This is a genomic window from Streptomyces sp. NPDC006208, assembly GCF_040613775.1.
GTDB lineage: Bacteria > Actinomycetota > Actinomycetes > Streptomycetales > Streptomycetaceae > Streptomyces.
On the sequence record NZ_JBEXSW010000009.1, the window covers coordinates 66686 to 90427 of the forward strand.

Consider the following 23742-nt stretch of genomic DNA (forward strand, 5'->3'; position numbering starts at 1 on the left):
CCGGAGGCTGGGGGAGATCATCCTCGTACCGGACGTACTCGGATGACTCCGACAACGCAGCCGGGGGTACCCCCGGGCGAAACTCCGGGGGAAGGCGTGCCGGGCGTCACGCACCAGGCGGGATTGTCAGACACGGCCTAGCGCTCCCCGAGCGAATCCAGGAAGTCGAGCGCCACCCGCCAGGTCTGCTCGGCGGCGTCCTCGTCGTAGTCCGCCAGATCCGGGTCGGTGTAGAGGTGCCCCGCACCCGGGTAGCGGTGGACCTCGACGTCCGCTCCGGCCTTCCCCATCCGGAGGTACCAGGCCGTCAGCCAGTCATGCGGCTCGAACGGGTCCGGGTCGGCGACATGCAGCTGCACCGGCAGTTCGTCGACCGATGCGTCCTCCGCGATGTCGGACGTGCCGTGCATCAGCAGCAGTCCGCGGGCCTTCTCGTCGCCGAACGCCAGGTTCTGCGCGACGGCCGCGCCGAGCGAGAAGCCCGCGTAGACGAGGCCGCGCTCGGAGAGCGGAGCGGCCGCCAGAATCGCCCGCTTCAGCAGCTCTTCGTGGCCGGTCTCCTCCCTGAACGCACGGGACTCCTCGAGGTCGTCGAAAACCCGGCCGTCGAACAGATCGGGCGTCCACACCTCGTGACCTGCGGCCCGAAAGCGCTCGGCGGCCGCCTCCACGGCCGGACGCAGACCATATCTCGAATGGAAAAGCATGATGTCCATGCGGTCAGGTTACGTTCGTAGGCATGGAGAACGTGCTGCGTCCGTTGTTGGTCATCGGCGGCTCGGTCGTGCTCACGCTGTTCGTGGGATGGCTGACCGACCTGCTGCTGCGCCGGGCCGATGCCCGGCACAGCGAGACACCGCTGTGGGGCCTGCTGCGCCGCTGCCGGGTCCCGCTCCAGTTCGCGCTCGGCGCCGCGCTGCTCAGAACTACGTTTGCGCAGGCGCAGATCCGGTTCGTCCAGGAGCACCAGTGGGGCGCCGGGCAGGTGCTCACGCTCGTGCTGATCGGGGCCTCGGCCTGGCTGGTCGTCCGGATCGCCACGGCCGTCGTCGAGTCGTCCTACGCCCGCTACGCCACCGCGACCCGTGACCCGGCCCGGCTCCGCCGGGTGCGGACCCAGGTGACGCTGATCCAACGGGTCGTCATCGCGGTGGCGGGGGTGGTCGCGGTCGCGGCGATGCTGCTGTCGTTCCCCGCCATGCGTACGGTCGGTGCGTCGATGCTGGCGTCGGCCGGTGTGCTCGGCATCGTCGCCGGTATCGCGGCCCAGTCGACGCTGGGCAATCTCTTCGCGGGTCTGCAGATCGCGTTCGGTGACATGGTGCGCATCGGTGACACCGTGGTGGTGGACGGCGAGTGGGGGACGGTCGAGGAGATCACGCTCACCTTCCTCGCCGTGCGGACCTGGGACGAGCGCCGGATCACCATGCCCGTCTCGTACTTCACCGGCAAACCGTTCGAGAACTGGTCGCGCGGCGGGGTGCAGATGACCGGCACGGTCTTCTTCCATCTGGACCATTCCGCGCCCGTTCCCGAGATGCGGGAGAAGCTCCAGGACATCCTGCGGGAGTGCCCCGCCTGGGACGGCCGCGACTGGTCCCTCGCCGTCACGGACACCACACCCAGCACCCTGGAGGTCCGGGCGGTGGTCACCGCCAAGGACTCCGACGACATCTGGACGGTGCGGTGCGCGGTGCGCGAGCAGATGATCGCCTGGATCTGCGACCACCATCCGTACGCGCTGCCGCGGATCGCCACGTCGCAGGCGCTGCCGCCGCCCCGCCGGCCCGCCCTGGCCGACGAGCCTTCGGCGCGGACCGGCCGCGGCTGAGGACTGTCCTGGCGGGCATCCCGGAGGCTCAATGGCCGCGTTCCGCGCCGCCGTTCACCTGGATGACCTGCGCCGTGATGTGGGCTGCGGCGGGTGAGGCGAGCCAGCGCAGCGTCTGGGCGACATCCCCCGGGTGGCCGACCCGCCCGGTGCAGGTCTCCGCGATGAGCTCGGCGCGCCGCTCCTCGGGGAACGGCCCGCCGAAGAAGTCCGTCTCCTCGATGTAGCCGGGCGCCACCACGTTCACGGTGATGCCGCGCGGCCCGAGCCGGCGGGCCAGCTGAAAGGCGTACGGATGCAGGGCGGCCTTCGCGGCGGCGTACGGGGCCGGGCCGGAGCCCCGGTACGCGGCGATCGACCCGACGAACAGCACCCGGCCGCCGGGGGTCGCCAGATGGTCCTGGAGGGCCTCGGTGAGCAGCGCGGCGGTGAGGGTGTTGAGCTTGAAGTTGACGGCCCAGTCGTGGGCGACGGCGTCCAGCGGATCCAGGTGCGCGGGGCGTTCCTCGAGTGTGCCGTTGCCGCCCGCGCTGAGCACCAGCACGTCGACCGCGCCGTACTCCCGCTCGACGAACTCCGCGGCCCGCCGGACGTCCCCGGGCTCGCTGAGATCCGCCGCGCAGTGACCGGCGCCGGGCAGCCGCCCGGCGGCCCGCGCAAGGACCGTCTCGCGCCGGCCGAGCAGCACGACCTGCTCCCCGTCCGCGGCAAACGCCTCCGCCGCCGCGAACCCGATCCCGGTCCCCCCACCACTGATCACAACGGTGCGCGCCATGGCTCGGATCCTACCCAGGGCCCTCGGTGTCGGCCTTGCGTGCAGGGCCGTCGTGGTCAGGCGGGGGTGGTGCCGCCGGCTGCGGGGAGCGGATGCGGTCGGGGGTCGCTAACGTCGGATTCGTGATCTCAACGCCGAAACGTCTCGCCTGGGCGGTCGAGCAACTGGCCGTCCGGCCGACCGACCGTGTGCTGGAGATCGGCTGCGGCCGCGGTGTCGCCGTCGCGCTGGTGGCCGAACGCCTCGTCACGGGCAGCATCACCGCGATCGACCGCTCGGCCCACGCCGTCGCGGGTGCCCGCCAGCGCAACGGCGCTCATCTCGCCGCCGGGCGGGCCGAGCTGCGGCACACCGCACTCGTCGAGCTGCCGCAGGGCCCCGAGCGCTACGACAAGATCTTCGCGGTCAACGTCAACGTCTTCTGGATGAGCGCGGCAGCCCGTGAGCTGAGCCTGGTACGGAACCTGCTCGCCCCGCTCGGTACGTTCTCGCTGTTCTACGAGCCGCCGGAGCCCGCCGGGGCGGCCAAGCTCGAGACCGTCCTTCTCCCGAAGCTGAACTGGCCCGGAGCCATCACCGTCACGGTGCAGGAGCACACCGGCCGCTCCACACTGCTGGGCATCCACGTCAGCGTGGAGTGACAATCAGCGTGGAGTGACGGAGTGAGCCGCCGCGGGCCCGCAGGATCCGAAGGAAAGCGCTAGAGCTCGCGCCGCATCGCCAGATGCGCGATCCCGGCGTCCAGGAACTCGTCCCCGTACGCGACGTATCCCAGCCGCTCGTAGAAGCCCGTCGCTTGCGTCTGCGCGTACAGGTCCACCGCTGCCAGGCCACGCTCCCGGGCCGCGTCCTCGATCGCCCGTACCAGCGCCGCGCCGACACCGAGGCCACGGGCCGCCCGGGTCACCGCGAGGCGGCCGAGTGAGCCGACCGAGGTGTCGCCGCCGGTCTTGCCGGCCGCGGCCGGTCCGTGCAGCAGCCGGCCGGTGCCCAGCGGGCCGTCGGGCCCGACGGCGAGGACATGGACGGTGTCCGCGTCCGGCGCGTCATGGGCGTCGTACTCGATCTCCTGCGGCACGTTCTGCTCGGCGACGAAGACTTCCTTGCGGACCGAGAAGCACGCCTCCCGGTCGGCCGGGCCGGTCGCCACCCGCACCACGACGCCGCTCACGCGCTCTCCGCCGCGATCTTGTCCAGAGCCTGCTGCAGATCGTCCGGGTAGCTGCTCGCGAACTCGACCCACTGGCCGTCCGAGGGGTGCTCGAAGCCCAGCCGCACCGCGTGCAGCCACTGCCGGGTCAGCCCCAGCCGCTTGGCCATGGTGGGGTCGGCGCCGTACGTCGTGTCACCCACACAGGGGTGGCGGTGCGCGGCCATGTGCACCCGGATCTGGTGCGTGCGCCCGGTCTCCAGCTTGATGTCCAGCAGGGACGCCGCCCGGAACGCCTCGATCAGGTCGTAGTGCGTGACGGACGGCTTGCCCTCGGCCGTCACGGCCCACTTGTAGTCGTGCTGGGGGTGGCGGCCGATGGGGGCGTCGATCGTCCCGCTCAGCGGGTCCGGGTGCCCCTGCACCAGCGCGTGGTAGCGCTTGTCGACCGTGCGGTCCCGGAACTGCTGCTTCAGCAGCGTGTAGGCCCGCTCCGACTTGGCGACCACCATCAGCCCGGAGGTGCCCACGTCCAGGCGGTGGACGATGCCCTGCCGCTCGGCCGCACCGGACGTCGAGATGCGGTATCCGGCGGCCGCGAGCCCCCCGATCACCGTGGTCCCGCTCCAGCCGGGGCTGGGGTGCGCGGCCACGCCGACCGGCTTGGCGATCACGACGATGTCGTCGTCGTCGTGCACGATCTCCATGCCCTCGACCGGCTCGGCCACGATCTGCACCGGCGCGGGCGCCTGCGGCATCTCCACCTCGAGCCAGGCACCACCGCGCACCCGTTCGGACTTGCCGACGACCGAGCCGTCGACCTGCACCTTTCCGGCAGCGGCAAGCTCGGCCGCCTTCGTACGGGAGAACCCGAACATCCGGGAGATGGCGGCGTCCACACGCTCGCCCTCCAGGCCGTCGGGTACGGGCAGGGTGCGGACCTCGGGAATTACACTCACCCGTCGAGTATGCCTTGTCAGTCCTTGTGGACGGTGCCGTCGGGGTCCAGCCCCTTGAAGGACAGCAGCACGATGAGGACTCCGCCACAGACGATCGCGGAGTCCGCGAGGTTGAACACGGCGAAGTGCGCGGGCGCGATGAAGTCCACGACCGCGCCCTTGAAGACGCCGGGCGAGCGGAAGATCCGGTCGGTGAGATTGCCGAGAGCGCCACCGAGCAGCAGTCCGAGGGCGATCGCCCAGGGCAGGCTGTAGAGCTTGCGCGCCAGCCGGACGATCACGACGATCACAGCCGCCGCGATGACCGTGAAGATCACCGTGAAGGCCTCGCCGATACCGAACGCGGCACCCGCGTTCCGTACCGCCTCGAACCTGAGCAGATCGCCGATGATCTCGATGGGTTCATGGTGCTCCAGCTTGGCCACCACGATCATCTTGCTGACGAGGTCGAGCAGATACGCCACCACGGCCACGGCGAACAGCACCGCGATCTTGCGCTTGCCCTTGGGCTGCTCGGCGGGAGCCGCAGCCTCGTCGTCCACATCCGGCGTACCGATGATGCGCTCCGCCTCTGCCACGTGAGTCCCTCAACCTAGGTGCCTGACTGTGCACGAGGGTACGACACCCGCACAGGGCCCCGACCGGGGACTCAGCCTCGCCGCTCCTGCTTCTGCTTGCACTCGACGCACAGGGTCGCGCGCGGGAACGCCTGCATACGGGCCTTTCCGATCGGATTGCCGCAGTTCTCGCAGAGTCCGTACGTGCCCGAGTCGAGCCGCTGCAGCGCCCGCTCGCTCTGCTCCAGGCTCTCGCGGGCATTCGCCGCGAGCGCCATCTCGTGCTCGCGTGTGATGTTCTTCGTCCCGGTGTCGGCTTCGTCGTCGCCCGCGCCGTTGCCCGAATCCCGCATCAGACCGGTCAGGGCCACCTCGGAGGCGGTGAGCTCGGCGTTCAGCCGGGTCACCTCGCTCTCGAGCCCGGCTCGCGCCGCGGAGACCTCTTCGTCGGTCCACGGGTCCTCGCCGGGCCGTACGGCGAGCTCGCCCGGCGATACCGCGCCCATTGGGCGGGCCGTGGGCACAGCCACCGCACTCTTGGTCTTCTTCGCTCCCACCGTTCTGGCTCCTGTCTGCTTCGCGGCCTGGGCGGCCGCCCCCTCGGCCGCGGGTGCGGCCTTTTTCGCGGCCATGGCGGCCGCGGCCTTTGTGGCAGTCGCCTTCTTGGCGGTCGCCTTCGCCGTCCGCGCCTTACGGGGCGCCGACGCGGTCCTGCCTGCCGCAGTGTCCTTGGCCGGGCTCTTTCCCGTGCTCCTGGCAGCGGCCTTTCTGGTGGTTGCCTTCTTCTCGGCTGTCGTCTTCGCGGCCGGCTCCTTGTCGACCGTCCTCCCGGCCTTCTCGGCGGTCCTCTTCGCGGTGGTCTTCTTCGTTGCCACGGTCTTCCTCGCGGCGGTGCTCGTCCTTCCGCCCGCGCCTTTGCCCACCGCCTCAGCGGCGGTGGACCGTGCGGACGCCGACTTCTCGGCTGTCTTTCTCGCCACCATGGCCGCGGCCCCTTCACATATTGTGATCTTGCTCGCGAATCGTGCTGGGACGATAAATCGACTCCAGTCCCGCGGCAACGGGGCACGCCGCCGATTCGACCCGCCCCGGGCTGCGACACGGCGGGCCTGCATCCGTTGTGCCCAGCTCCCCGCCCTGTAATCGCGGCCCGCCGCTCCACCGGACCCCGCGGGGCGGCGTGTGGCCATTCGGGTCATGTACGCGGCCGGGGGCTGCCCGCCTGCGAGCCGGGAGCAAAAGCGGTCGGCCCTCCCCGGAGGGGCCCGTACACTGGGCGAAGCGAAAGGCGTGGATGGGGACGAGTAGCGTCGTACGCAGCCATGAGCGACCCGGGGACGGTGAGAGCCCGGGGGCGAGCGCGATGTGAAGCATCACCCCGGAGCCGCCGGAAGAAAGCCAGCAGGTGAGTAGACCCGGCGTCGCGGCCCCAATGAGGGGGCGGTGCCATGTGCGCCGCCAAGGAGGGTGGTACCGCGGGAGCGAGGGCTCTCGTCCCTCCGACGGAACGACGAACAGTCCCCGCCGGAGGAGACCGCCGATGACACCGCCGCAGTACCGCCAGGTGCCCGCCCAGGTCGACCTGCCCGCGCTCGAGCACGCCGTGCTCGACTTCTGGCGCGAGAGCAAGGTCTTCGCCAAGAGCCTCGAGCAGTCCGAGGGCCGCCCGGAGTGGGTGTTCTACGAGGGCCCGCCGACGGCGAACGGCATGCCCGGTGCACACCACATCGAGGCCCGCGTCTTCAAGGACGTCTTCCCGCGCTTCCGCACCATGCGCGGCTACCACGTCGCCCGCAAGGCCGGCTGGGACTGTCACGGCCTGCCGGTCGAGCTCGCCGTCGAGAAGGAGCTCGGCTTCTCCGGCAAGAAGGACATCGAGGCCTACGGCATCGCCGAGTTCAACGCCAAGTGCCGGGAGTCGGTGACCCGGCACACGGACGCCTTCGCCGAGCTGACGAACCGCATGGGCTACTGGGTCGACCTCGACGACGCCTACCGGACGATGGACCCCTCGTACATCGAGTCGGTGTGGTGGTCGCTGAAGGAGATCTTCAACAAGGGTCTGCTGGTCCAGGACCACCGCGTCGCCCCCTGGTGCCCGCGCTGCGGCACCGGTCTGTCGGACCACGAGCTGGCGCAGGGCTACGAGACGGTCGTGGACCCCTCGGTCTTCGTCCGCTTCCCGCTGACCTCCGGCCCGCTGGCCGGCGAGGCGGCGCTGCTGGTGTGGACGACCACTCCCTGGACGCTCGTGTCCAACACGGCCGTGGCCGCGCACCCCGACGTCACCTACGTCGTCGCGACGAACGGCGAGGAGAAGCTCGTCGTCGCCCAGCCGCTGCTGGAGAAGGCGCTCGGCGAAGGCTGGGAGGCCACCGGCCGGACCTTCACGGGTGCCGAGATGGAGCGGTGGACGTACGACCGTCCCTTCCAGCTCGTGCCCTTCGACCAGCCGGCCCACTTCGTCGTCAACGCCGAGTACGTGACGACCGAGGACGGTACGGGTCTGGTCCACCAGTCCCCCGCCTTCGGCGAGGACGACCTGAAGGTCTGCCGCGCCTACGGGCTGCCGGTCGTGAACCCGGTCCGCCCCGACGGGACCTTCGAGGAGGACGTACCGCTGGTCGGCGGCGTCTTCTTCAAGAAGGCGGACGAGGCGCTCACCGCCGACCTGCAGACGCGCGGGCTGCTGTTCAAGCACATCCCGTACGAGCACAGCTACCCGCACTGCTGGCGCTGCCACACGGCACTGCTCTACTACGCGCAGCCGTCCTGGTACATCCGCACCACCGCGATCAAGGACCGACTGCTCGCGGAGAACGAGAACACCAACTGGTTCCCGGACTCGGTCAAGCAGGGCCGTTTCGGGGACTGGCTGAACAACAACATCGACTGGGCGCTGTCCCGCAACCGCTACTGGGGCACGCCGCTGCCGATCTGGCGCTGCGAGGAGGGCCACCTCACCTGCGTCGGCTCGCGCGCCGAACTCACCGAGCTGACCGGCACGGACCAGTCGGCGCTGGACCCGCACCGTCCGTTCATCGACGAGGTCACGTTCCCCTGCCCGACCTGCCAGGAGACGGCGACCCGCGTCCCGGAGGTCATCGACGCCTGGTACGACTCGGGATCGATGCCGTTCGCGCAGTGGGGCTACCCGTACAAGAACAAGGAGATCTTCGAGAAGCGCTACCCGGCGCAGTTCATCTCGGAGGCGATCGACCAGACGCGCGGCTGGTTCTACACGCTCATGGCGGTCGGCACGCTGGTCTTCGACAAGTCGTCGTACGAGAACGTGGTGTGCCTGGGCCACATCCTCGCCGAGGACGGCCGCAAGATGTCCAAGCACCTGGGCAACATCCTGCAGCCGATCCCGCTGATGGACCAGCACGGCGCGGACGCGGTGCGGTGGTTCATGGCCGCGGGCGGCTCACCCTGGGCCGCCCGCCGGGTGGGTCACGGCACCATCCAGGAGGTCGTGCGCAAGACCCTGCTGACGTACTGGAACACGGTGGCCTTCCAGGCGCTGTACGCCCGTACGTCCGGCTGGGCGCCGTCGGCGGCCGACCCGGCGCCCGCCGGCCGCACGGTCCTGGACCGCTGGCTGCTCAGCGAGCTGAACGCGCTCGTGGACCAGGTCACGCAGGCGATGGAGGCGTACGACACCCAGCGCGCCGGAAAGCTGCTGTCCGCGTTCGTCGACGACCTGTCGAACTGGTACGTGCGGCGCTCGCGCCGCCGCTTCTGGCAGGGCGACAAGGCGGCGCTGCGCACGCTGCACGACGTCGTCGAGACGGTGACCCGCCTGATGGCTCCGCTGACCCCGTTCATCACCGAGCGGGTGTGGCAGGACCTCGTCGTCCCGGTGTCCCCGGAGGCTCCGGAGTCCGTGCACCTGTCGAGCTGGCCCGCGGCCGACCTGTCCGCGATCGATCCGACCCTCTCGTCGCAGATGGCGTTGGTCCGCCGGCTGGTAGAACTCGGCCGTGCGACGCGTGCGGAGTCGGGCGTGAAGACCCGCCAGCCGCTGTCCCGGGCACTGGTCGCGGCGTCGGGCTTCGAGTCGCTCTCCCCCGAACTGCACGCGCAGATCACGGAGGAGCTGAACGTCTCGTCCCTTGCGTCCCTCTCCGAGGTCGGCGGCTCCCTGGTGGACACCACGGCCAAGGCGAACTTCCGCGCGCTGGGCAAGCGCTTCGGGAAGGGCGTCCAGGACGTCGCCAAGGCGATCGCGGCGGCGGATGCGGCGGCCCTGTCGCTGGCCCTGCGCGAGGGCACGGCCACCGTCGAGGTCGACGGCTCGCCGGTGACGCTCTCCCCCGACGAGGTCATCATCACCGAGACGCCCCGCGAGGGCTGGTCGGTGGCCTCCGACGCGGGTGCGACGGTCGCACTAGACCTGGAGATCACCCCGGAGCTGCGGCTGGCCGGCCTGGCCCGCGATGCCATCCGTCTGATCCAGGAGGCCCGCAAGAACAGCGGCCTGGACGTCGCGGACCGGATCGCCCTGCGCTGGAGCTCCACGGACGAGGAGGTCACCTCGGCACTGGCGGACCACGCGGCGCTGATCGCGGACGAGGTGCTGGCGACGGACTTCGCGACGGGCGAGGGCGATGAGGCGTACGGGGAGCCGTTCACCGACGAGGGCCTGTACCTGACGTTCCGCCTCCGCAAGGCGTGAGCACGGCTGCGTAACGGGCCCGGCAGCGCCTGCTGCCGGGCCCGTCGGCCTTCCCCTTCGAAGGCGGCGCCCGCCCCTGGGCCGGGCGCCGCCTTCGAGCATGTCCAGGGCTCGCCCTTGGCCCCCACGCGTGCTCAGCGGCAGGCCTGGATGCGTCGCCCTGGTGGTCGTCGACACCCTGGAGGCCGCCCGCGCGGGGGCGATGCGGTGCGCGTCGCGTACGACACCGGGGAGCACGATGTGCGGCTCAGGCCGGACCGTCCGGGCGTCCACACGCGACACGGTCAACGGCGGCTTGCGCCTGCCCTTCAGGGGGCACCCCGCCCGCGGGGTGTGCGGACTCCGGGCAGTCAGGGCTCTGCCGCCGAACCCCGCACCGCACCCGCCGCCGGGCCACGCGGTCAGGCTCCGCCCCGAAACCCCGCGCCTCAACGCCAGGCACGACCACGTACGCCCGCCTGACACCCCAGTCAGAGCTCCGCCCTGAACCCGACACCCCACCCGCCTGTGGGGCTCAATATCGCCCGCAGGGGGATCAGCCCGTCTTGCGTGCAAGGACACCCCCCAAGCCCTGCGGGCGGAGGAGGCGCCCCCGCACCGGCGTCGGCGCAGGGCCACGGCACGAAGGCCGCCGCGCGTGGGGTGCGGGGCCTCAGCGCCCGCGCACACCCGTACCCCCAAGGGGTCGGGACGGGGTACCCCCGCCGCCAGGCCCGTGGAAGGGGGTCGGCCGGGGACAGAGCCCGCCGCACGCGACCCACCCCCACCCCGCCCACGGCAGAGGGCCGGGTCCGGAGACGTTCAACGTCCCGGGCCCGGCCCTCAGTGCCGACGGCTACGCGCGCTACGCGCGAGACGCCGTCAGTTGTCGTCCTCGTCGATCAGGAAGCCCCGCATCGGCGACGGTGCCTGCTGCATCGGCTGCGGCGCCTGCGGCCGCACCGGTGCCATCGGCTGGGTCATCGCCGGCGACATCTGCTGCTGGCCGCCGTACGACGGGCCGCCCGAGGACGGACCGTGGCCACCCATGGTCTGCCCCATCGACTGCCCCATGGACGGGCCGCCACCCATGGTGTGACCCATCGCACCCGCACCGGCCGGAGCCATCGACGGGGACGGCGGCAGCGAAGCGGCCGGAGGCGTGCGCGGCGGGGCCAGCGAGTCGTCCGCCTGGGTCTCCAGCTGGCGCAGCTGGCTCTCCAGGTAGGACTTCAGTCGCGTGCGGTACTCGCGCTCGAAGCCACGCAGGTCCTCGACCTTGCGCTCCAACGTGGCGCGGGCCGACTCCAGCGAGCCCATCGCGACGCGGTGCTTCTCCTGCGCGTCCCGCTCGAGCGCGTCCGCCTTGGCGCGCGCGTCGCGCTCCAGGCCCTCGGCGCGCGAGCGCGCCTCGCCGACGATCTTGTTGGCCTCGGAGCGGGCCTCGGCGATCGCCTGGTCAGCGGTCTGCTGGGCAAGGGACAGCACTCGGGCCGCGCTGTCACCGCCCGGACCCTGCTGCGGCATGCCGGGGCCACCCATGGGACCACCCATGGGACCGCCCTGCATGGGGCCACCCATCGGACCGCCCATCGGGCCGCCCTGCATGGGGCCACCCTGCATCGGGCCGCCCATGCCCTGCGGGCCGCCGTGGCTGGGACCGGCTGGCAGCTGCGGAGCACCACCGGGCAGCTGGGGCGGACCCATCTGCGGGGGCTGCTGCTGGACCGGCGGTCCGGATATGGCGGCGGGCACCGGAGCGCCCGGACCTCGGCCGTCCTGCGGCTCCGGCGGCTTGCGCATGGCCTGCTGCTGCTGGTTCTGCGCGGCGGCACGCGTGGCGGCGGCCAGCTTCGCGCGGAGGTCCTCGTTCTCACGCAGCAGACGCGTCAGCTCGGCTTCGACCTCGTCGAGGAAGGCATCGACCTCGTCCTCGTCATAGCCTTCTCGGAGGCGGACGGTCGTGAACTGCTTGTTCCGCACGTCCTCGGGGGTCAGCGGCATCTCTTCTTCACCTCTACGTAGTCGTCGGCAGTCGGCAGGACCGTATCGCTCATACCTGGCTCGCAAAGTTGTTAACGATGGAGATCAGGATGTAGACGATGATCATCAGAACGAAGAAGGACAGGTCGAGTGCCACGCCCCCGAGACGCAGCGGCGGGATGAACCGCCGCAGAAGCTTGAGCGGTGGATCGGTGACAGTGTAGGTGGCCTCCAGTACGACCACCATCGGCTTGCCGGGCTGCCATGAACGTGCGAACTGGAAGACGTAGTCCATGACCAGCCGGAAAATCAGCACGATGAGGAAGCACATCAGCGCGATGTAGACCACATCCAATGCGACGCCCATCCCGCGCTTCCCTCTCCCCTGGCTCTCGTGTTCCGGCCTTGCGGCCGGGTCGTTCCGGTGTCGTTTCTCAGCTCTGGTTGAAGAATCCGCCCTCAGCGATGCGGGCCTTGTCCTCCGCCGTGACATCGACGTTAGCAGGAGACAACAGGAACACCTTCTGCGTCACCCTCTCAATGCTGCCATGCAGACCGAAGACGAGTCCCGCGGCAAAGTCGACAAGTCGCTTCGCATCCGTGTCGTCCATCTCAGTCAGGTTCATGATCACCGGGGTGCCCTCGCGGAAGTGTTCCCCGATGGTACGGGCCTCGTTATAGGTCCGTGGATGCAGCGTGGTGATGCGGTACGGCTCCCGCTCGGACACGACCTTCGGCATGATCACAGGCGCGTTCTTCTCCAGGCTCGGGCGTTCAGGTGTGATGGATGCCACGGGGGCGATTCGCGCCGGGCGCCCGCTCTCGACGGGAAGAGGTACTGGATCACGCTGCACGGGCGGCGTCACCACCCGTACCGGCTCCTCCCGCTCCACCTGGTGCGGGGGCTGGTGCCGCCGGTGCTCACGCTCCGGCTCCGGCTCGGGTTCGAAGTCGTCGTCGGGGTCGAAGCCCCTGCCGTCGTACCCATCGTCCTCCACGAGGCCGAGGTAGACCGCCATCTTGCGCATCGCGCCGGCCATTCTCTGAGTCCTCCGCTCTGTGGTGGATCGGCATTGTCACCAAGTGCCCTCGATCCACACGGTCTGCCCGCTTTTGGGCGGTAATGACCATATTTTCTACTGTGGTCCGACTTGCTTCGCGACGTTACCCGAGCCGGGGTCGGACTCCGAGTACCGCAGTGCCGACGCGCACATGTGTCGCTCCTGCCGCCACGGCCTGTTCGAGGTCCGCACTCATCCCTGCTGACACCATGTTCGCAGCAGGATGGCCCGCGCGCAGGCTTGCCGAGATTTCCATCAGCCGCTCGAACGCCGCCTGTTGCCGTCCCGCGTACGGTCCGGCCAGCGGCGCGACGGTCATCAGTCCGCCCAGCCGCAGTCCCGGCGAGCCGTCGATCGCCGCAGCCAACTCCTCGACGCCGCCCGGCGCCACACCACCGCGGCCTCCGGCATCCCCCGACTCCGCGTCGAGCGCCACCTGGATCAGACAGCTCAGTTCACGCTCCGCTCGCACCGCGGCAGCAGACAGTGACGAAGCGAGCTTGAGGCGGTCGACCGACTGCACAACGTCGGCATAACTCGCCACAGAACGGACCTTATTGGTCTGCAACTGACCGACGAAGTGCCAGACGAGATCCAGATCGGCGCATGCCGCTGCCTTCGGGGCCGCGTCCTGATCACGGTTCTCCGCCACATGGCGAGCGCCCAACTCGTGGAGGAGACGCACATCTTCGGCGGGATAGGTCTTGGTGACCACGATCAGGGTCACCTCCTCGCGCTTGCGGCCCGCGGCCGCGCACGCGGAGGCGATACGTTCCTCCACCGCCGCCAGGTTCGCAGCGAGTTCGGTTCTGCGGTCCGTCATCTCTCTCAGTCCAGCCAGACATATCCGGCGAGCCGCCCGGTGGTGCGGTCGCGGCGGTACGAGTAGTGGTCTTCCGATTCCAGTGTGCAGACGGGCGACGCCTGCCGGGCGCGCACCCCGAGCGCCTCGAGCTGGGCGTGCACCCCGGCGGTGACATCGACGGCCGGCGTACCCCAGCTGGTCTCGGACCAGGCGGCGGGTTCGACTGCGGTCACGTCTGCCCGCATCTGCTCGGGTACTTCGTAACAGCGACCGCAGACGGCCGGTCCGGTGCGGGCGACGATCCGTTCCGGTTCGGCCCCGAGAGACGTCATCGCCGCGACCGTCGCCGGGACGATGCCGGCGATCATTCCGGGCCGCCCGGCGTGCGCCGCACCCACGACCCCCGCGACCGGATCGGCGAGCAGTACAGGGGTGCAGTCCGCGGTGAGCACGGCGAGTGCGAGCCCGCGTCGCGCGGTGACCAGGCCGTCCACCGCCGGGGGGTCCATGGTGGTCCACGGCCCGTCCACCTCGGCGACGTCGTTGCCGTGGACCTGGTTCATCCACACCACCCCGGCGGGATCGAGGTTTAGCGACTTCGCGGCGATCGTCCGGTTGGCCCGTACGGCGTCCGGGTCGTCGCCGACCGCTCCGCCGAGGTTGAGCTCCTCGTACGGAGCGGCGCTCACCCCGCCCCACCGGTCGGTGAAGGCGAAGTGCGCGCCGCTCCCGTGTATCGCGTCGTGCTGCACTGTCACTTCAGGAAGTCCGGGACATCCAGCTCTTCGGCCTGGGTGTCGTACGGGCGGGCCGAGGGAACCTGCGGCGATCCGCCCTGGCCGAGGTCGTTCGCCGCCGTGGCCGGCTCGGCCGGGAGCGCGGGCTCCTCGCGGACCGGAACGGTGCCGAGGCCCGACGCACGGGAGCTCTCGGCGCGGGACGGGGCCACCGGCTCCTCGCGCTTGGCCGACGCGGAGCCGATCACGTTCTCCCGGCGGGCCGGCGGCTGTCCGCCGTCGAAGCCGGCCGCGATGACCGTGACCCGGACCTCGTCCCCGAGCGCGTCGTCGATGACGGCGCCGAAGATGATGTTCGCCTCGGGGTGGGCCGCCTCGCTGACCAGCTGGGCGGCCTCGTTGATCTCGAAGAGACCGAGGTCCGAACCACCGGAGATGGACAGCAGCACACCGCGGGCGCCGTCGATGGACGCCTCCAGCAGCGGCGAGGAGATCGCCATCTCGGCGGCGGCCACCGCGCGGTCGTCACCGCGGGCCGAGCCGATGCCCATGAGCGCCGATCCCGCCTCGGACATCACGGACTTGACGTCGGCGAAGTCGAGGTTGATGAGGCCGGGCGTCGTGATGAGGTCCGTGATGCCCTGGACACCCGACAGAAGCACCTGGTCCGCGGACTTGAACGCGTCCAGCACGCTGACCTGGCGGTCCGAGATGGACAGCAGCCGGTCGTTGGGGATCACGATGAGGGTGTCGACCTCTTCCCGGAGCTCGGCGATGCCGTCCTCCGCCTGGTTCGCGCGCCTGCGGCCCTCGAAGGTGAACGGGCGGGTGACCACGCCGATCGTCAGCGCGCCCAGCGAGCGGGCGATGTTCGCGACCACGGGCGCGCCGCCGGTGCCGGTGCCACCGCCTTCGCCGGCGGTGACGAAGACCATGTCGGCCCCCTTGAGGACCTCTTCGATCTCCTCGCGGTGGTCCTCTGCCGCCTTGCGACCGACTGCCGGATTGGCTCCGGCACCGAGGCCCCGGGTGAGTTCACGGCCGACGTCGAGCTTCACGTCGGCGTCGCTCATCAACAGCGCTTGCGCGTCCGTGTTGATCGCGATGAACTCGACACCCTTGAGACCGACCTCGATCATTCGGTTGATGGCATTGACACCACCGCCGCCGACACCGATGACCTTGATGACTGCGAGGTAGTTCTGCGGTGCTGCCACGTCGAAGGCCTCTCGCCTCGAGTTACGTGTCGCCGCCTCGCTGGGCTGCGCTGCGACGACTGATGTCGAATGGGGACGGCCCGACCAGCCTGATTGCCGACCCGAACCCTAACGCTGAAGTTTAGGGTTACCAGTGTGTCTGTTCCCTGGACTCTTCCGAACAGGACACTAAGTCGACAAGTGGCGCGCGTTCAACGAACACGCCGAACCTCCCGTTTTTCTTTTCACCCTATGTGATCACGCTGTGCCATGACCAACCAGGGTGTTGGCCAGCACGAATGTGCGTCAACTATCCGATACGGATGGAGCCGTGGGGGCGCTCACATCGAAGTGGCGGGCCTTGGGCGCGGCTTTCATCAGCGCGACGAGTGAGCGGGCCTTCGCCGCGCCGTCCTCCGAGCTGCCCCACACGACGGTGCGATCCCCGCTCAACTCCAGGGAGATGGCGTCGTACGAGCGCACGGTGACGACCCGGGTGTCGGCGGCGACGGTTGCCGGGATGTCGGCGCGGACCCGAACCGCCTCGGCCACCAGCCTGTCGGACCCGAAGCGCTTCAGACTCGGGGAGCCATCGGCCGCCAGCTCCAGCACGGGTACGCGCTTGGGCGCCTTCAACGGGTCCACGGTCGCGAATCGGACGCTGTTCGCGTCCACTTCGACGTAGTTCGATCCCTTTTTCAACAGCAGAACCGGCTGCCGTTCGGTCACCTTCAGATCGATTCCGTGCGGCCACGACCGGGTCGCTTCCACCGAGTCGACCCGAAGCAGCTTGTGCCGCAGCCGGGCCTCGATGGCGTCCGTGTCGACGGAAATGAGGGGCGCCCCGAGCGGCACGGCGGCCGCGGCCTCCACTTCGTGCTCGCTCAGCTGGTCCGTGCCGGTGGTCCGCACCCGCTCGGCGCGCAGCCAAGGGGAGCCGTACAGCACCCAGATCGTCGCCGCGACCAACAGGACCACGGCGACGGCGATCAGCAGGGAGCGCGGTCCCGGCACTCGCAGCCGGCCCCTCGGAGCCCCGCCCAGCGGCGAGCGGGCCGAACCGTCCCCGGTGTTCGGGGGTTTGTGTGCACCGCGTTCGGCGGTGGTCGGTCCGGCCACGCTCCCCTGCCTTCTCACGCCTTACGGCGTGCCGCAATCGCCTCGTACACCATTCCGACAAGCAGATCATCTGCATCCCGGCGGCCGAACTCCGCGGCCGCGCGGGACATCTCGTACAACCGGTGCGGATCGGTAAGAACCGGAAGCACATTGCCCTGGACCCACTCAGGGGTCAGTTCGGCGTCGTCGACCAGCAGTCCGCCGCCGGCCTTCACCACCGGCTGGGCGTTCAGCCGCTGTTCGCCGTTGCCGATCGGCAGCGGTACGTACGCGGCGGGCAGCCCCACTGCGGAGAGTTCGGCGACGGTCATGGCGCCCGCACGGCACAGCATCATGTCGGCCGCGGCGTACGCGAGATCCATCCGGTCCACGTACGGTACCGGGACATACGGCGGCATGCCGGGCATGTTGTCCACGCGCGGCAGTTCGTTCTTCGGGCCGACCGCGTGCAGGACCTGGATGCCGGACTGCTGGAGCACCGGGCCGATCTGCTGGATCACCTCGTTGAGCCGGCGTGCGCCCTGCGAGCCGCCGGAGACCAGCAGCGTCGGCAGGTTGGGATCGAGCCCGAAGGCCGCGCGCGCCTCGGGCCGCACCCGGGCGCGGTCCAGCGTCGCGATGGAGTGGCGCAACGGGATGCCGATGTAGCGGGCGTTCCGCAGCTTGCTGTCCGGAGTGGCGACGGCGACCCCGGCGGCGTACCGCGACCCGATCTTGTTGGCGAGTCCGGGGCGGGCGTTGGCCTCGTGGACGACGATCGGCACTCCGAGGCGCTTGGCGGCCAGATAGCCGGGCAGCGCGACATAGCCGCCGAAGCCGACGACACAGTCCGCCTTGGTGCGCTCCAGGATCTGCTCGGCGGCCTTGATCGTGCCGCGCAGCCGTCCGGGGACGGTGATCAGCTCGGGCGTGGGCTTGCGCGGCAGCGGAACGGCAGGGATGAGCGCCAGCTCGTAGCCGCGCTCGGGTACGAGCCTGGTCTCCAGGCCCCGCTCCGTGCCGAGGGCCGTGATACCCACGGTCGGGTCCTGCCTGCGCAGTGCGTCCGCGAGGGCGAGCGCGGGCTCGATGTGGCCGGCGGTCCCCCCACCGGCGAGTACGACATGCACCGAAATTCACCGCTCTCCGGACGGACGCTGCTTGACGCGCCGTCTCATCGTCTTCCATCTCACCCCGGGCCTCCGCATGGCCAGGGCCGCTTTCGCGGCGGGATCCTCTCGCGCGAAGGCGATCAGCAGCCCGACGGCGAACATCGTCGGCAGCAGTGCCGATCCTCCGTAGGAGAACAGCGGCAGCGGGACTCCGGCGATCGGCAGCAGGCCGAGCACCGCACCGATGTTGACCACGGCCTGGGCCGTGATCCAGGTGGTCACACCTCCCGCTGCGTACCTCACGAAGGGGTCCTCCGTGCGTCCGGCCACGCGGATACCCGCATAGCCTAGAGCCGCGAACAGAGCGAGCACCGACAGAGTCCCCGCCAGACCCAGTTCCTCACCGGCGATGGCGAAGATGAAATCGGTGTGCGGTTCGGGTAGTTGGCCCCATTTTTCCACACTTGCACCGAGACCGGAACCGAACCATCCGCCGGAGGCAAGAGCATAGATGCCGTGCACGGCCTGCCAGCACTCGCCTTTGGGGCCGAGATCGATCGCGCCGACGCAGAACAGCCTCGACATCCGGTTCTCATTGGTTCTGATCAGTACGAAACCGACGAAAGCGGCGACGGCGAGTACGCCGGCGAAAAGGCGGGTGGGGGCTCCGGCCAGCCACAGCAGACCGAAAAGAATCGCGGTCAGGATGATGGCGGTGCCCATGTCACCGCCGAGCATGATCAGACCGAGCAGCAGGAACGCGACCGGGACGAGCGGCACGAGCAGGTGCTTCCACTGGGTCAGCAGCCGCTTGTCCTGCTTGCGGGCGAGCAGGTCCGCGCCCCACAGGATCAGCGCGAGTTTGCCGAACTCACTGGGCTGGAGCTGGAACGGGCCGCCGAGGTAGAGCCAGTTCTGGTTGCCGTTGACCGAATGCCCTATCCCGGGAACCTGGACGAGGACCATCAGGAAGACCGCGCCCACCAGGAGAGGGTAGGAAAGCGCCCGGTGCAGTTTGACGGGCATCCGGGAGGCGAGCAGCAGCAGCACGGCGCCGATGACGGCGGCCAGGAACTGCTTGCGGAAGAAGTACGTGGCGGGCAGCGAGAGCTCGAGCGCCTTGATGATCGAGGCGGAGTAGACCATCACCAGGCCGAGCACGGTGATGAACAGGCTGCTGCCGAGGATCACGTAGTACGCGGTCAGCGGCCGGTCCCAGGCCCGCCGCGCCTGCTCGTACAGCCGCCGGACGCCGCTGCCGCGGGGCGGCCGGGGCGCGCCGGACCCGGAGGCGCTCCCGCCCCGGGCCGCCGGCAGCCGCCGCACAACGGCCCCGCCTCTGCCGCGCAGGGCCACACCGGCCACACCGGCCGGGCCGGCGAGGGCGGGCACGGGTACGGGAACGAGGAGGCACCCGAGGGCCCTCCAGGCGCCCGCGAGGGGGCGCCGCCGAGCCGCCGGGAGCAGGCCCCTGGACCGGGTGGTGCCGTCGGCGGCGAGGGGCGCGGCTTCGCCGCGCTGTCCCACGCCGGGAGGGGCCGTTCGCCCGGCCTCCGGCGCCTGGGGCACATGCCTGGGCCGGAGGCCACCGTCGGCGAAGGCGCCGGGCGCCGCTCCGGCGCCGTCGCCCGGCACAACGGCGTCGACCGGGCCGTTCCGCTGAGCCGACGGCACGCGCCCGGACCGGGCCTCACACACGGCGTCACCGGGCGCGGCCGCGCCCGGTGCGGTGACGGATTCAGCAGGCACGGGTGGAGTCGGCAGCCCGGTCCGGGGCGCCGCAGCGGGCCGGGTGCCCGCATGACGCGGCACCGGGTCGGGAACGCCCGCCTCGGGCGCAGATGCCCCGGGACGGGGCGGATTGGCCTGCATGGTCGCTGTCCCCTCCAGTCGTGCCTGGCGCGCTGCCGGGAATCCTGGGCGGCGCGGAGGTGGGCCGGTCAGGCGCGCTCGTCGGCGAGGGCGCGGACCGCGTCCGCGAAGGCCTCGCCTCGCTTGTTGTAGTTGGCGAACATGTCCATCGAGGCGCACGCCGGGGCCAGCAGAACCGTGTCTCCCGGCCGGGCGAGCTGCGCCGCTTCGCGGACCGCCGCGGACATCGCCCCAGTGTCGGTCCGGTCGAGCTCGACGACCGGGACTTCGGGCGCGTGTCGCGCGAGGGCTTCCCGCACGAGAGCACGGTCCGCCCCGATCAGCACCACACCGCGCAGCCGCGGTGCGGACTTCTCGACGATCTCGTCGAAGGTCGCACCCTTGGCAAGTCCCCCCGCGATCCACACGATCGGGTCGTAGGCGGCCAGAGAGGCTTCCGCGGCATGGGTGTTGGTGGCCTTCGAGTCGTCGATGTACGTGACGCCCGCGACCTCCTCGACGCGCTCGATGCGGTGCGCGTCAGGGCGGAAGTTGCGCAGCCCCTCGCGTACCGCGGCCGGTGCGACGCCGAACGCCCGCGCAAGCGCCGCCGCCGCAAGGGCATTGGCGATGTTGTGCGGGGCGGGCGGGTCGATGTCCGTGACCTCGGCGAGTTCCTGGGCCTGCTTGTGCCGGTTCTCGACGAACGCCCGGTCCACCAGGATCCCGTCCACGACGCCGAGTTGGGAGGGGCCGGGCGTACGGAGGGTGAAGCCGATGGCACGGCAGCCCTCTTCGACGTCCGCCTCGCGCACGAGGTCCTCGGTGGCGGGATCGGCGACGTTGTAGACGCAGGCGACCGAGTTGCCCTCGTAGATCCGGCCCTTGTCGGCGGCGTACTCCTTCATGGAGCCGTGCCAGTCGAGATGGTCGGGTGCGACGTTGAGCACGGCGCCGGAGTGGGCGCGCAGCGAGGGCGCCCAGTGCAGCTGGTAGCTGGAGAGTTCGACGGCGAGCACGTCGTACGGCTCGTCGCCGACGACCACGTCGATGATCGGGGTGCCGATGTTGCCGATCGCGGCGGTACGCAGCCCCGCGGCCGACAGGATCGAGGCGAGCATCCGCGTCGTGGTCGTCTTGCCGTTGGTACCGGTGATCGCGAGCCACGGAGCGGCGTCCGGGCCGCGCAGCCGCCAGGCGATCTCGACATCGCCGACCACGTCCACACCCGCCTGCGCAGCGGCTGCGAAGAGCGGGCTGGACGGCTTCCAGCCGGGCGAGGTGACGACGAGGTCGGTCCCCTCGGGAAGGGTCTGCGCGTCGCCGAGGCGCACGGTGATCCCCAGCTCGGCCAGTTCGGCCGCGCGGGCGCGGTGCTCCTCGCTGTCGCCGCCGTCCACGACGGTGACCGATGCACCGAGGCCGGCCAGGGCGCGGGCGGCGCTGATGCCGCTCACGCCGAGACCCGCGACGGTGATCCGCTTGCCCTGCCAGTCCCGGTCACTCACTTGTCGGCTGCCCATCCTGCGTAGAAGAGCCCCAGACCCACGATGACGCACATGCCCTGGATGATCCAGAAGCGGACCACCACAAGGACCTCGGACCACCCCTTGAGTTCGAAATGGTGCTGGAGCGGCGCCATCCGGAAGACACGCTTACCGGTCATCTTGAACGAGCCGACCTGGATGACCACGGACATGGTGATCAGGACGAAGAGTCCGCCGAGGAGGGCCAGCAGGAGCTCCGTACGGGAGCAGATCGCCAGACCCGCGAGCGCTCCACCGAGCGCGAGCGACCCGGTGTCGCCCATGAAGATCTTGGCGGGTGAGGTGTTCCACCACAGGAAGCCGAAGCAGGAGCCCATCAGGGCGGAGGCCACGACCGCGAGGTCGAGCGGATCCCGTACCTCGAAGCAGGCGTTGGGGTTGGTCAGCGTCACGGCGTTGGCGCAGGACTCCTGGAACTGCCAGAGCCCGATGAACGTGTACGCGCCGAAGACCATCACCGAAGCGCCGGTGGCCAGGCCGTCCAGACCGTCGGTCAGATTCACGCCGTTGGACATCGCGAGAATCATGAACAGCGCCCAGACGACGAACAGCACCGGGCCGATCGACCAGCCGAAGTCCGTGATGAACGACAGCTTGGTGGAGGCGGGGGTCTGGTGGCGGCTGTCGGCGAACTGCAGTGACAGCACGGCGAAGGCGATACCGACGATCAGCTGGCCGGCCATCTTCGCCTTGGCCCGCAGACCGAGCGAACGCTGCTTGACGATCTTGATGTAGTCGTCCAGGAAGCCGACAAGGCCCATGCCCGCCATCAGGAACAGCACCAGCACACCCGAGAAGGTCGGGTCCTCACCGGTGATGACCTTGGCGAGCGCGTACGCGACGAGCGTGGCCAGGATGAAGGAGATGCCGCCCATGGTGGGCGTGCCCTTCTTGCTGCCGTGGCTGCGCGGGCCGTCGTCGCGGATGAACTGCCCGTATCCCTTGCGGGCCAGCAGCTTGATCAGCAGCGGGGTACCGATCAGGGTCAGGAAGAGACCGATGGCTCCCGCGAAGAGGATCTGCCTCATCGGACGGCACCCTCACCCTCGAGCAGAGCCTCGGCGACCCGCTCCAGTCCCACCGCCCTGGAAGCCTTCACCAGCACGACGTCTCCCGGGCGCAACTCACTGCGCAACAGGTCGACAGCCGCCTGCGCGTCGGACACGTGCACCGACTCCTCACCCCACGAACCCTCGTTATAAGCGCCCAGCTGCAACCAGGCCGCTTCCCTGCCCCCGACCGCTACGAGCTTGCTGACGTTGAGCCGGACGGCAAGCCGTCCGACCGCGTCGTGCTCGACGAGCGCCTCGTCCCCGAGCTCGGCCATCCGGCCCAGCACCGCCCACGTACGACGCCCCTTGCCCATGGCGGCCAGCGCGCGCAGCGCGGCACGCATGGACTCGGGGTTCGCGTTGTAGGCGTCGTTGACGACCGTCACGCCGTCCGGACGCTCGGTGACCTCCATACGCCAGCGGGAGAGGGTGCCCGCCTCGGAGAGCGCACGGGCGATCTCGTCGACGGACATGCCCAGCTCATGGGCGACGGCGGCCGCGGCGAGCGCGTTCGACACGTGGTGCTCACCGTACAGCCGCATGGTCACGTCACTGCACCCGGTGGGTGTGTGGAGTGTGAAGGCAGGCTGTCCGAGCTCCGTGAGCCGGACATTCTCCGCGCGTACGGCGGCGTCCTCGGACTCGCCGAAGAGCAGCACACGGGCCTTTGTCCGGGATTCCATGGCCCGCACCAGCGGGTCGTCGGCGTTGAGGACGGCGACGCCGTCGGCCGGGAGGGACTCGACCATCTCGCCCTTGGCCTCGGCGATCTGCTCGCGCCCGCCGAACTCGCCGATGTGGGCGGTGCCGACGTTGATCACCAGGCCGATCCTGGGCGGGGTGAGCTCGGTGAGGTACCGGATGTGGCCGATACCGCGCGCCCCCATCTCCAGGACGAGGTGCTCGGTCTCCTCGGTGGCGCGCAGCGCGGTGAGCGGCAGCCCGATCTCGTTGTTGAGGGAGCCCGGCGTCCAGACGGTGGGCGCCTTCTGCTGGAGCACCTGGGCGATCAGGTCCTTGGTGCTGGTCTTGCCGGCCGAGCCGGTCAGCGCGACGACCTGGGTGCCGAGCCGTTCGACGACGGCACGGGCCAGCCGCCCGAGGGCGCTCTGTACGTCGTCTACGACGATGGCGGGTACGCCCACGGGGCGGGCGGCCAGCACGGCAGCAGCACCCGCCGCCACCGCGCGCTCCGCGTAGTCGTGGCCGTCGACGTTCTCGCCGTGGAAGGCGGCGAAGAGACTGCCGGGTTCGACGGCTCGGGAGTCGATCACGACAGGCCCGGTGATCCGGGCGCCCGGATCCGGTATGTCGTACGTCTGCCCGCCGACGATTTCGGCGATCTCGGCGAGGGTGAGGGCGATCACTGGG

General features: G+C 70.3%; 21 protein-coding genes. 3 read left to right on the forward strand and 18 right to left on the reverse strand.

Features of this window, described 5'->3' with window-relative positions:
- Positions 1-137: 137 nt before the first annotated feature.
- Complete coding sequence (locus tag ABZ208_RS09330) at positions 138-716, reverse strand: dienelactone hydrolase family protein (RefSeq protein ID WP_356908903.1); 579 nt, start codon at positions 714-716, stop codon at positions 138-140.
- Between the two features lie 23 nt (positions 717-739).
- Between ABZ208_RS09330 and ABZ208_RS09335 the strand changes: the two genes are divergently transcribed.
- The gene (locus tag ABZ208_RS09335; RefSeq protein ID WP_356908904.1) at positions 740-1831 is read left to right on the forward strand and encodes a mechanosensitive ion channel domain-containing protein; all 1092 of its coding nucleotides are present in this window, start codon (positions 740-742) and stop codon (positions 1829-1831) included.
- Between the two features lie 28 nt (positions 1832-1859).
- Here ABZ208_RS09335 and ABZ208_RS09340 read toward each other — a convergent pair whose 3' ends face one another.
- Positions 1860-2606 (reverse strand): SDR family oxidoreductase, encoded by a 747-nt coding sequence (locus ABZ208_RS09340; protein ID WP_356908905.1) that lies wholly within the window; start codon positions 2604-2606, stop codon positions 1860-1862.
- A 122-nt stretch (positions 2607-2728) separates the two neighbouring features.
- Here ABZ208_RS09340 and ABZ208_RS09345 point away from each other — a divergent pair, with 122 nt between their 5' ends.
- On the forward strand, positions 2729-3247 hold the full coding sequence (locus ABZ208_RS09345) for a class I SAM-dependent methyltransferase (protein ID WP_328401703.1): 519 nt from the start codon (positions 2729-2731) through the stop codon (positions 3245-3247).
- 59 nt (positions 3248-3306) lie between these two features.
- Here the strand turns inward: ABZ208_RS09345 and ABZ208_RS09350 are convergent, their stop codons facing one another.
- From ABZ208_RS09350 to ABZ208_RS09365, 4 genes are all read right to left on the reverse strand, one after another.
- On the reverse strand, positions 3307-3777 hold the full coding sequence (locus ABZ208_RS09350; protein ID WP_356908906.1) for a GNAT family N-acetyltransferase: 471 nt from the start codon (positions 3775-3777) through the stop codon (positions 3307-3309).
- Positions 3774-4715, reverse strand: a complete 942-nt coding sequence (locus ABZ208_RS09355; protein ID WP_356908907.1) for an RluA family pseudouridine synthase — start codon at positions 4713-4715, stop codon at positions 3774-3776. Before ABZ208_RS09355 ends, ABZ208_RS09350 begins: the two co-directional genes overlap by 4 nt.
- Positions 4716-4732: 17 nt before the next feature.
- The gene (lspA, locus tag ABZ208_RS09360) at positions 4733-5293 is read right to left on the reverse strand and encodes a signal peptidase II (protein WP_328401697.1); all 561 of its coding nucleotides are present in this window, start codon (positions 5291-5293) and stop codon (positions 4733-4735) included.
- 71 nt (positions 5294-5364) lie between these two features.
- On the reverse strand, positions 5365-6147 hold the full coding sequence (locus tag ABZ208_RS09365) for a TraR/DksA C4-type zinc finger protein (RefSeq protein ID WP_356908908.1): 783 nt from the start codon (positions 6145-6147) through the stop codon (positions 5365-5367).
- 665 nt (positions 6148-6812) lie between these two features.
- Here ABZ208_RS09365 and ileS point away from each other — a divergent pair.
- Positions 6813-9950 carry an isoleucine--tRNA ligase gene (gene ileS / locus ABZ208_RS09370; RefSeq protein WP_356908909.1) on the forward strand — a complete coding sequence of 1046 codons (3138 nt, stop codon included), beginning with the start codon at positions 6813-6815 and terminating at the stop codon, positions 9948-9950.
- Positions 9951-10811: 861 nt separating this feature from the next.
- Here the strand turns inward: ileS and ABZ208_RS09375 are convergent.
- The 12 genes from ABZ208_RS09375 to murF form a co-directional block, all read right to left on the reverse strand.
- Positions 10812-11933 (reverse strand): DivIVA domain-containing protein, encoded by a 1122-nt coding sequence (locus tag ABZ208_RS09375; RefSeq protein WP_356908910.1) that lies wholly within the window; start codon positions 11931-11933, stop codon positions 10812-10814.
- Between the two features lie 49 nt (positions 11934-11982).
- Positions 11983-12279, reverse strand: a complete 297-nt coding sequence (locus tag ABZ208_RS09380; protein ID WP_328401688.1) for a YggT family protein — start codon at positions 12277-12279, stop codon at positions 11983-11985.
- A gap of 67 nt (positions 12280-12346) precedes the next feature.
- Positions 12347-12952, reverse strand: coding sequence for a cell division protein SepF (sepF, locus tag ABZ208_RS09385; RefSeq protein ID WP_328401686.1), 606 nt, complete (start codon positions 12950-12952; stop codon positions 12347-12349).
- Between the two features lie 124 nt (positions 12953-13076).
- Complete coding sequence (locus tag ABZ208_RS09390) at positions 13077-13796, reverse strand: YggS family pyridoxal phosphate-dependent enzyme (RefSeq protein ID WP_356908911.1); 720 nt, start codon at positions 13794-13796, stop codon at positions 13077-13079.
- Positions 13797-13801: 5 nt separating this feature from the next.
- On the reverse strand, positions 13802-14536 hold the full coding sequence (gene pgeF / locus ABZ208_RS09395; RefSeq protein ID WP_356908912.1) for a peptidoglycan editing factor PgeF: 735 nt from the start codon (positions 14534-14536) through the stop codon (positions 13802-13804).
- Positions 14533-15732 carry a cell division protein FtsZ gene (gene ftsZ / locus ABZ208_RS09400; RefSeq protein WP_356908913.1) on the reverse strand — a complete coding sequence of 400 codons (1200 nt, stop codon included), beginning with the start codon at positions 15730-15732 and terminating at the stop codon, positions 14533-14535. The genes pgeF and ftsZ overlap by 4 nt, the downstream gene beginning before the upstream one ends.
- 285 nt (positions 15733-16017) lie before the next feature.
- Positions 16018-16830 (reverse strand): FtsQ-type POTRA domain-containing protein, encoded by an 813-nt coding sequence (locus ABZ208_RS09405; protein WP_356908914.1) that lies wholly within the window; start codon positions 16828-16830, stop codon positions 16018-16020.
- Positions 16831-16844: 14 nt separating this feature from the next.
- Entirely contained in the window at positions 16845-17939 is a 1095-nt protein-coding gene (gene murG, locus ABZ208_RS09410) for an undecaprenyldiphospho-muramoylpentapeptide beta-N-acetylglucosaminyltransferase (RefSeq protein WP_328401676.1), read from the reverse strand.
- Between the two features lie 6 nt (positions 17940-17945).
- Complete coding sequence (gene ftsW / locus ABZ208_RS09415; protein ID WP_356909015.1) at positions 17946-19247, reverse strand: putative lipid II flippase FtsW; 1302 nt, start codon at positions 19245-19247, stop codon at positions 17946-17948.
- Positions 19248-19861: 614 nt separating this feature from the next.
- Positions 19862-21295 carry a UDP-N-acetylmuramoyl-L-alanine--D-glutamate ligase gene (murD, locus tag ABZ208_RS09420; protein WP_356908915.1) on the reverse strand — a complete coding sequence of 478 codons (1434 nt, stop codon included), beginning with the start codon at positions 21293-21295 and terminating at the stop codon, positions 19862-19864.
- Entirely contained in the window at positions 21277-22347 is a 1071-nt protein-coding gene (gene mraY, locus ABZ208_RS09425) for a phospho-N-acetylmuramoyl-pentapeptide-transferase (protein WP_356908916.1), read from the reverse strand. Before mraY ends, murD begins: the two co-directional genes overlap by 19 nt.
- Complete coding sequence (gene murF, locus ABZ208_RS09430; protein ID WP_356908917.1) at positions 22344-23738, reverse strand: UDP-N-acetylmuramoyl-tripeptide--D-alanyl-D-alanine ligase; 1395 nt, start codon at positions 23736-23738, stop codon at positions 22344-22346. The genes mraY and murF overlap by 4 nt, the downstream gene beginning before the upstream one ends.
- Between the last annotated feature and the right edge of the window lie 4 nt (positions 23739-23742).

Bases quoted from the DNA above. Each gene is read 5' to 3' on its own strand.
- ABZ208_RS09330 (WP_356908903.1), bottom strand. From the start codon at position 716: ATGGACATCATGCTTTTCCATTCGAGATATGGTCTGCGTCCGGCCGTG.
- ABZ208_RS09390 (WP_356908911.1), bottom strand. From the start codon at position 13,796: ATGACGGACCGCAGAACCGAACTCGCTGCGAACCTGGCGGCGGTGGAG.
- ABZ208_RS09375 (WP_356908910.1), bottom strand. From the start codon at position 11,933: ATGCCGCTGACCCCCGAGGACGTGCGGAACAAGCAGTTCACGACCGTC.
- sepF (WP_328401686.1), bottom strand. From the start codon at position 12,952: ATGGCCGGCGCGATGCGCAAGATGGCGGTCTACCTCGGCCTCGTGGAG.
- murD (WP_356908915.1), bottom strand. From the start codon at position 21,295: ATGGGCAGCCGACAAGTGAGTGACCGGGACTGGCAGGGCAAGCGGATC.
- ABZ208_RS09340 (WP_356908905.1), bottom strand. From the start codon at position 2,606: ATGGCGCGCACCGTTGTGATCAGTGGTGGGGGGACCGGGATCGGGTTC.
- mraY (WP_356908916.1), bottom strand. From the start codon at position 22,347: ATGAGGCAGATCCTCTTCGCGGGAGCCATCGGTCTCTTCCTGACCCTG.
- ABZ208_RS09380 (WP_328401688.1), bottom strand. From the start codon at position 12,279: ATGGGCGTCGCATTGGATGTGGTCTACATCGCGCTGATGTGCTTCCTC.
- ABZ208_RS09335 (WP_356908904.1), top strand. From the start codon at position 740: ATGGAGAACGTGCTGCGTCCGTTGTTGGTCATCGGCGGCTCGGTCGTG.
- ileS (WP_356908909.1), top strand. From the start codon at position 6,813: ATGACACCGCCGCAGTACCGCCAGGTGCCCGCCCAGGTCGACCTGCCC.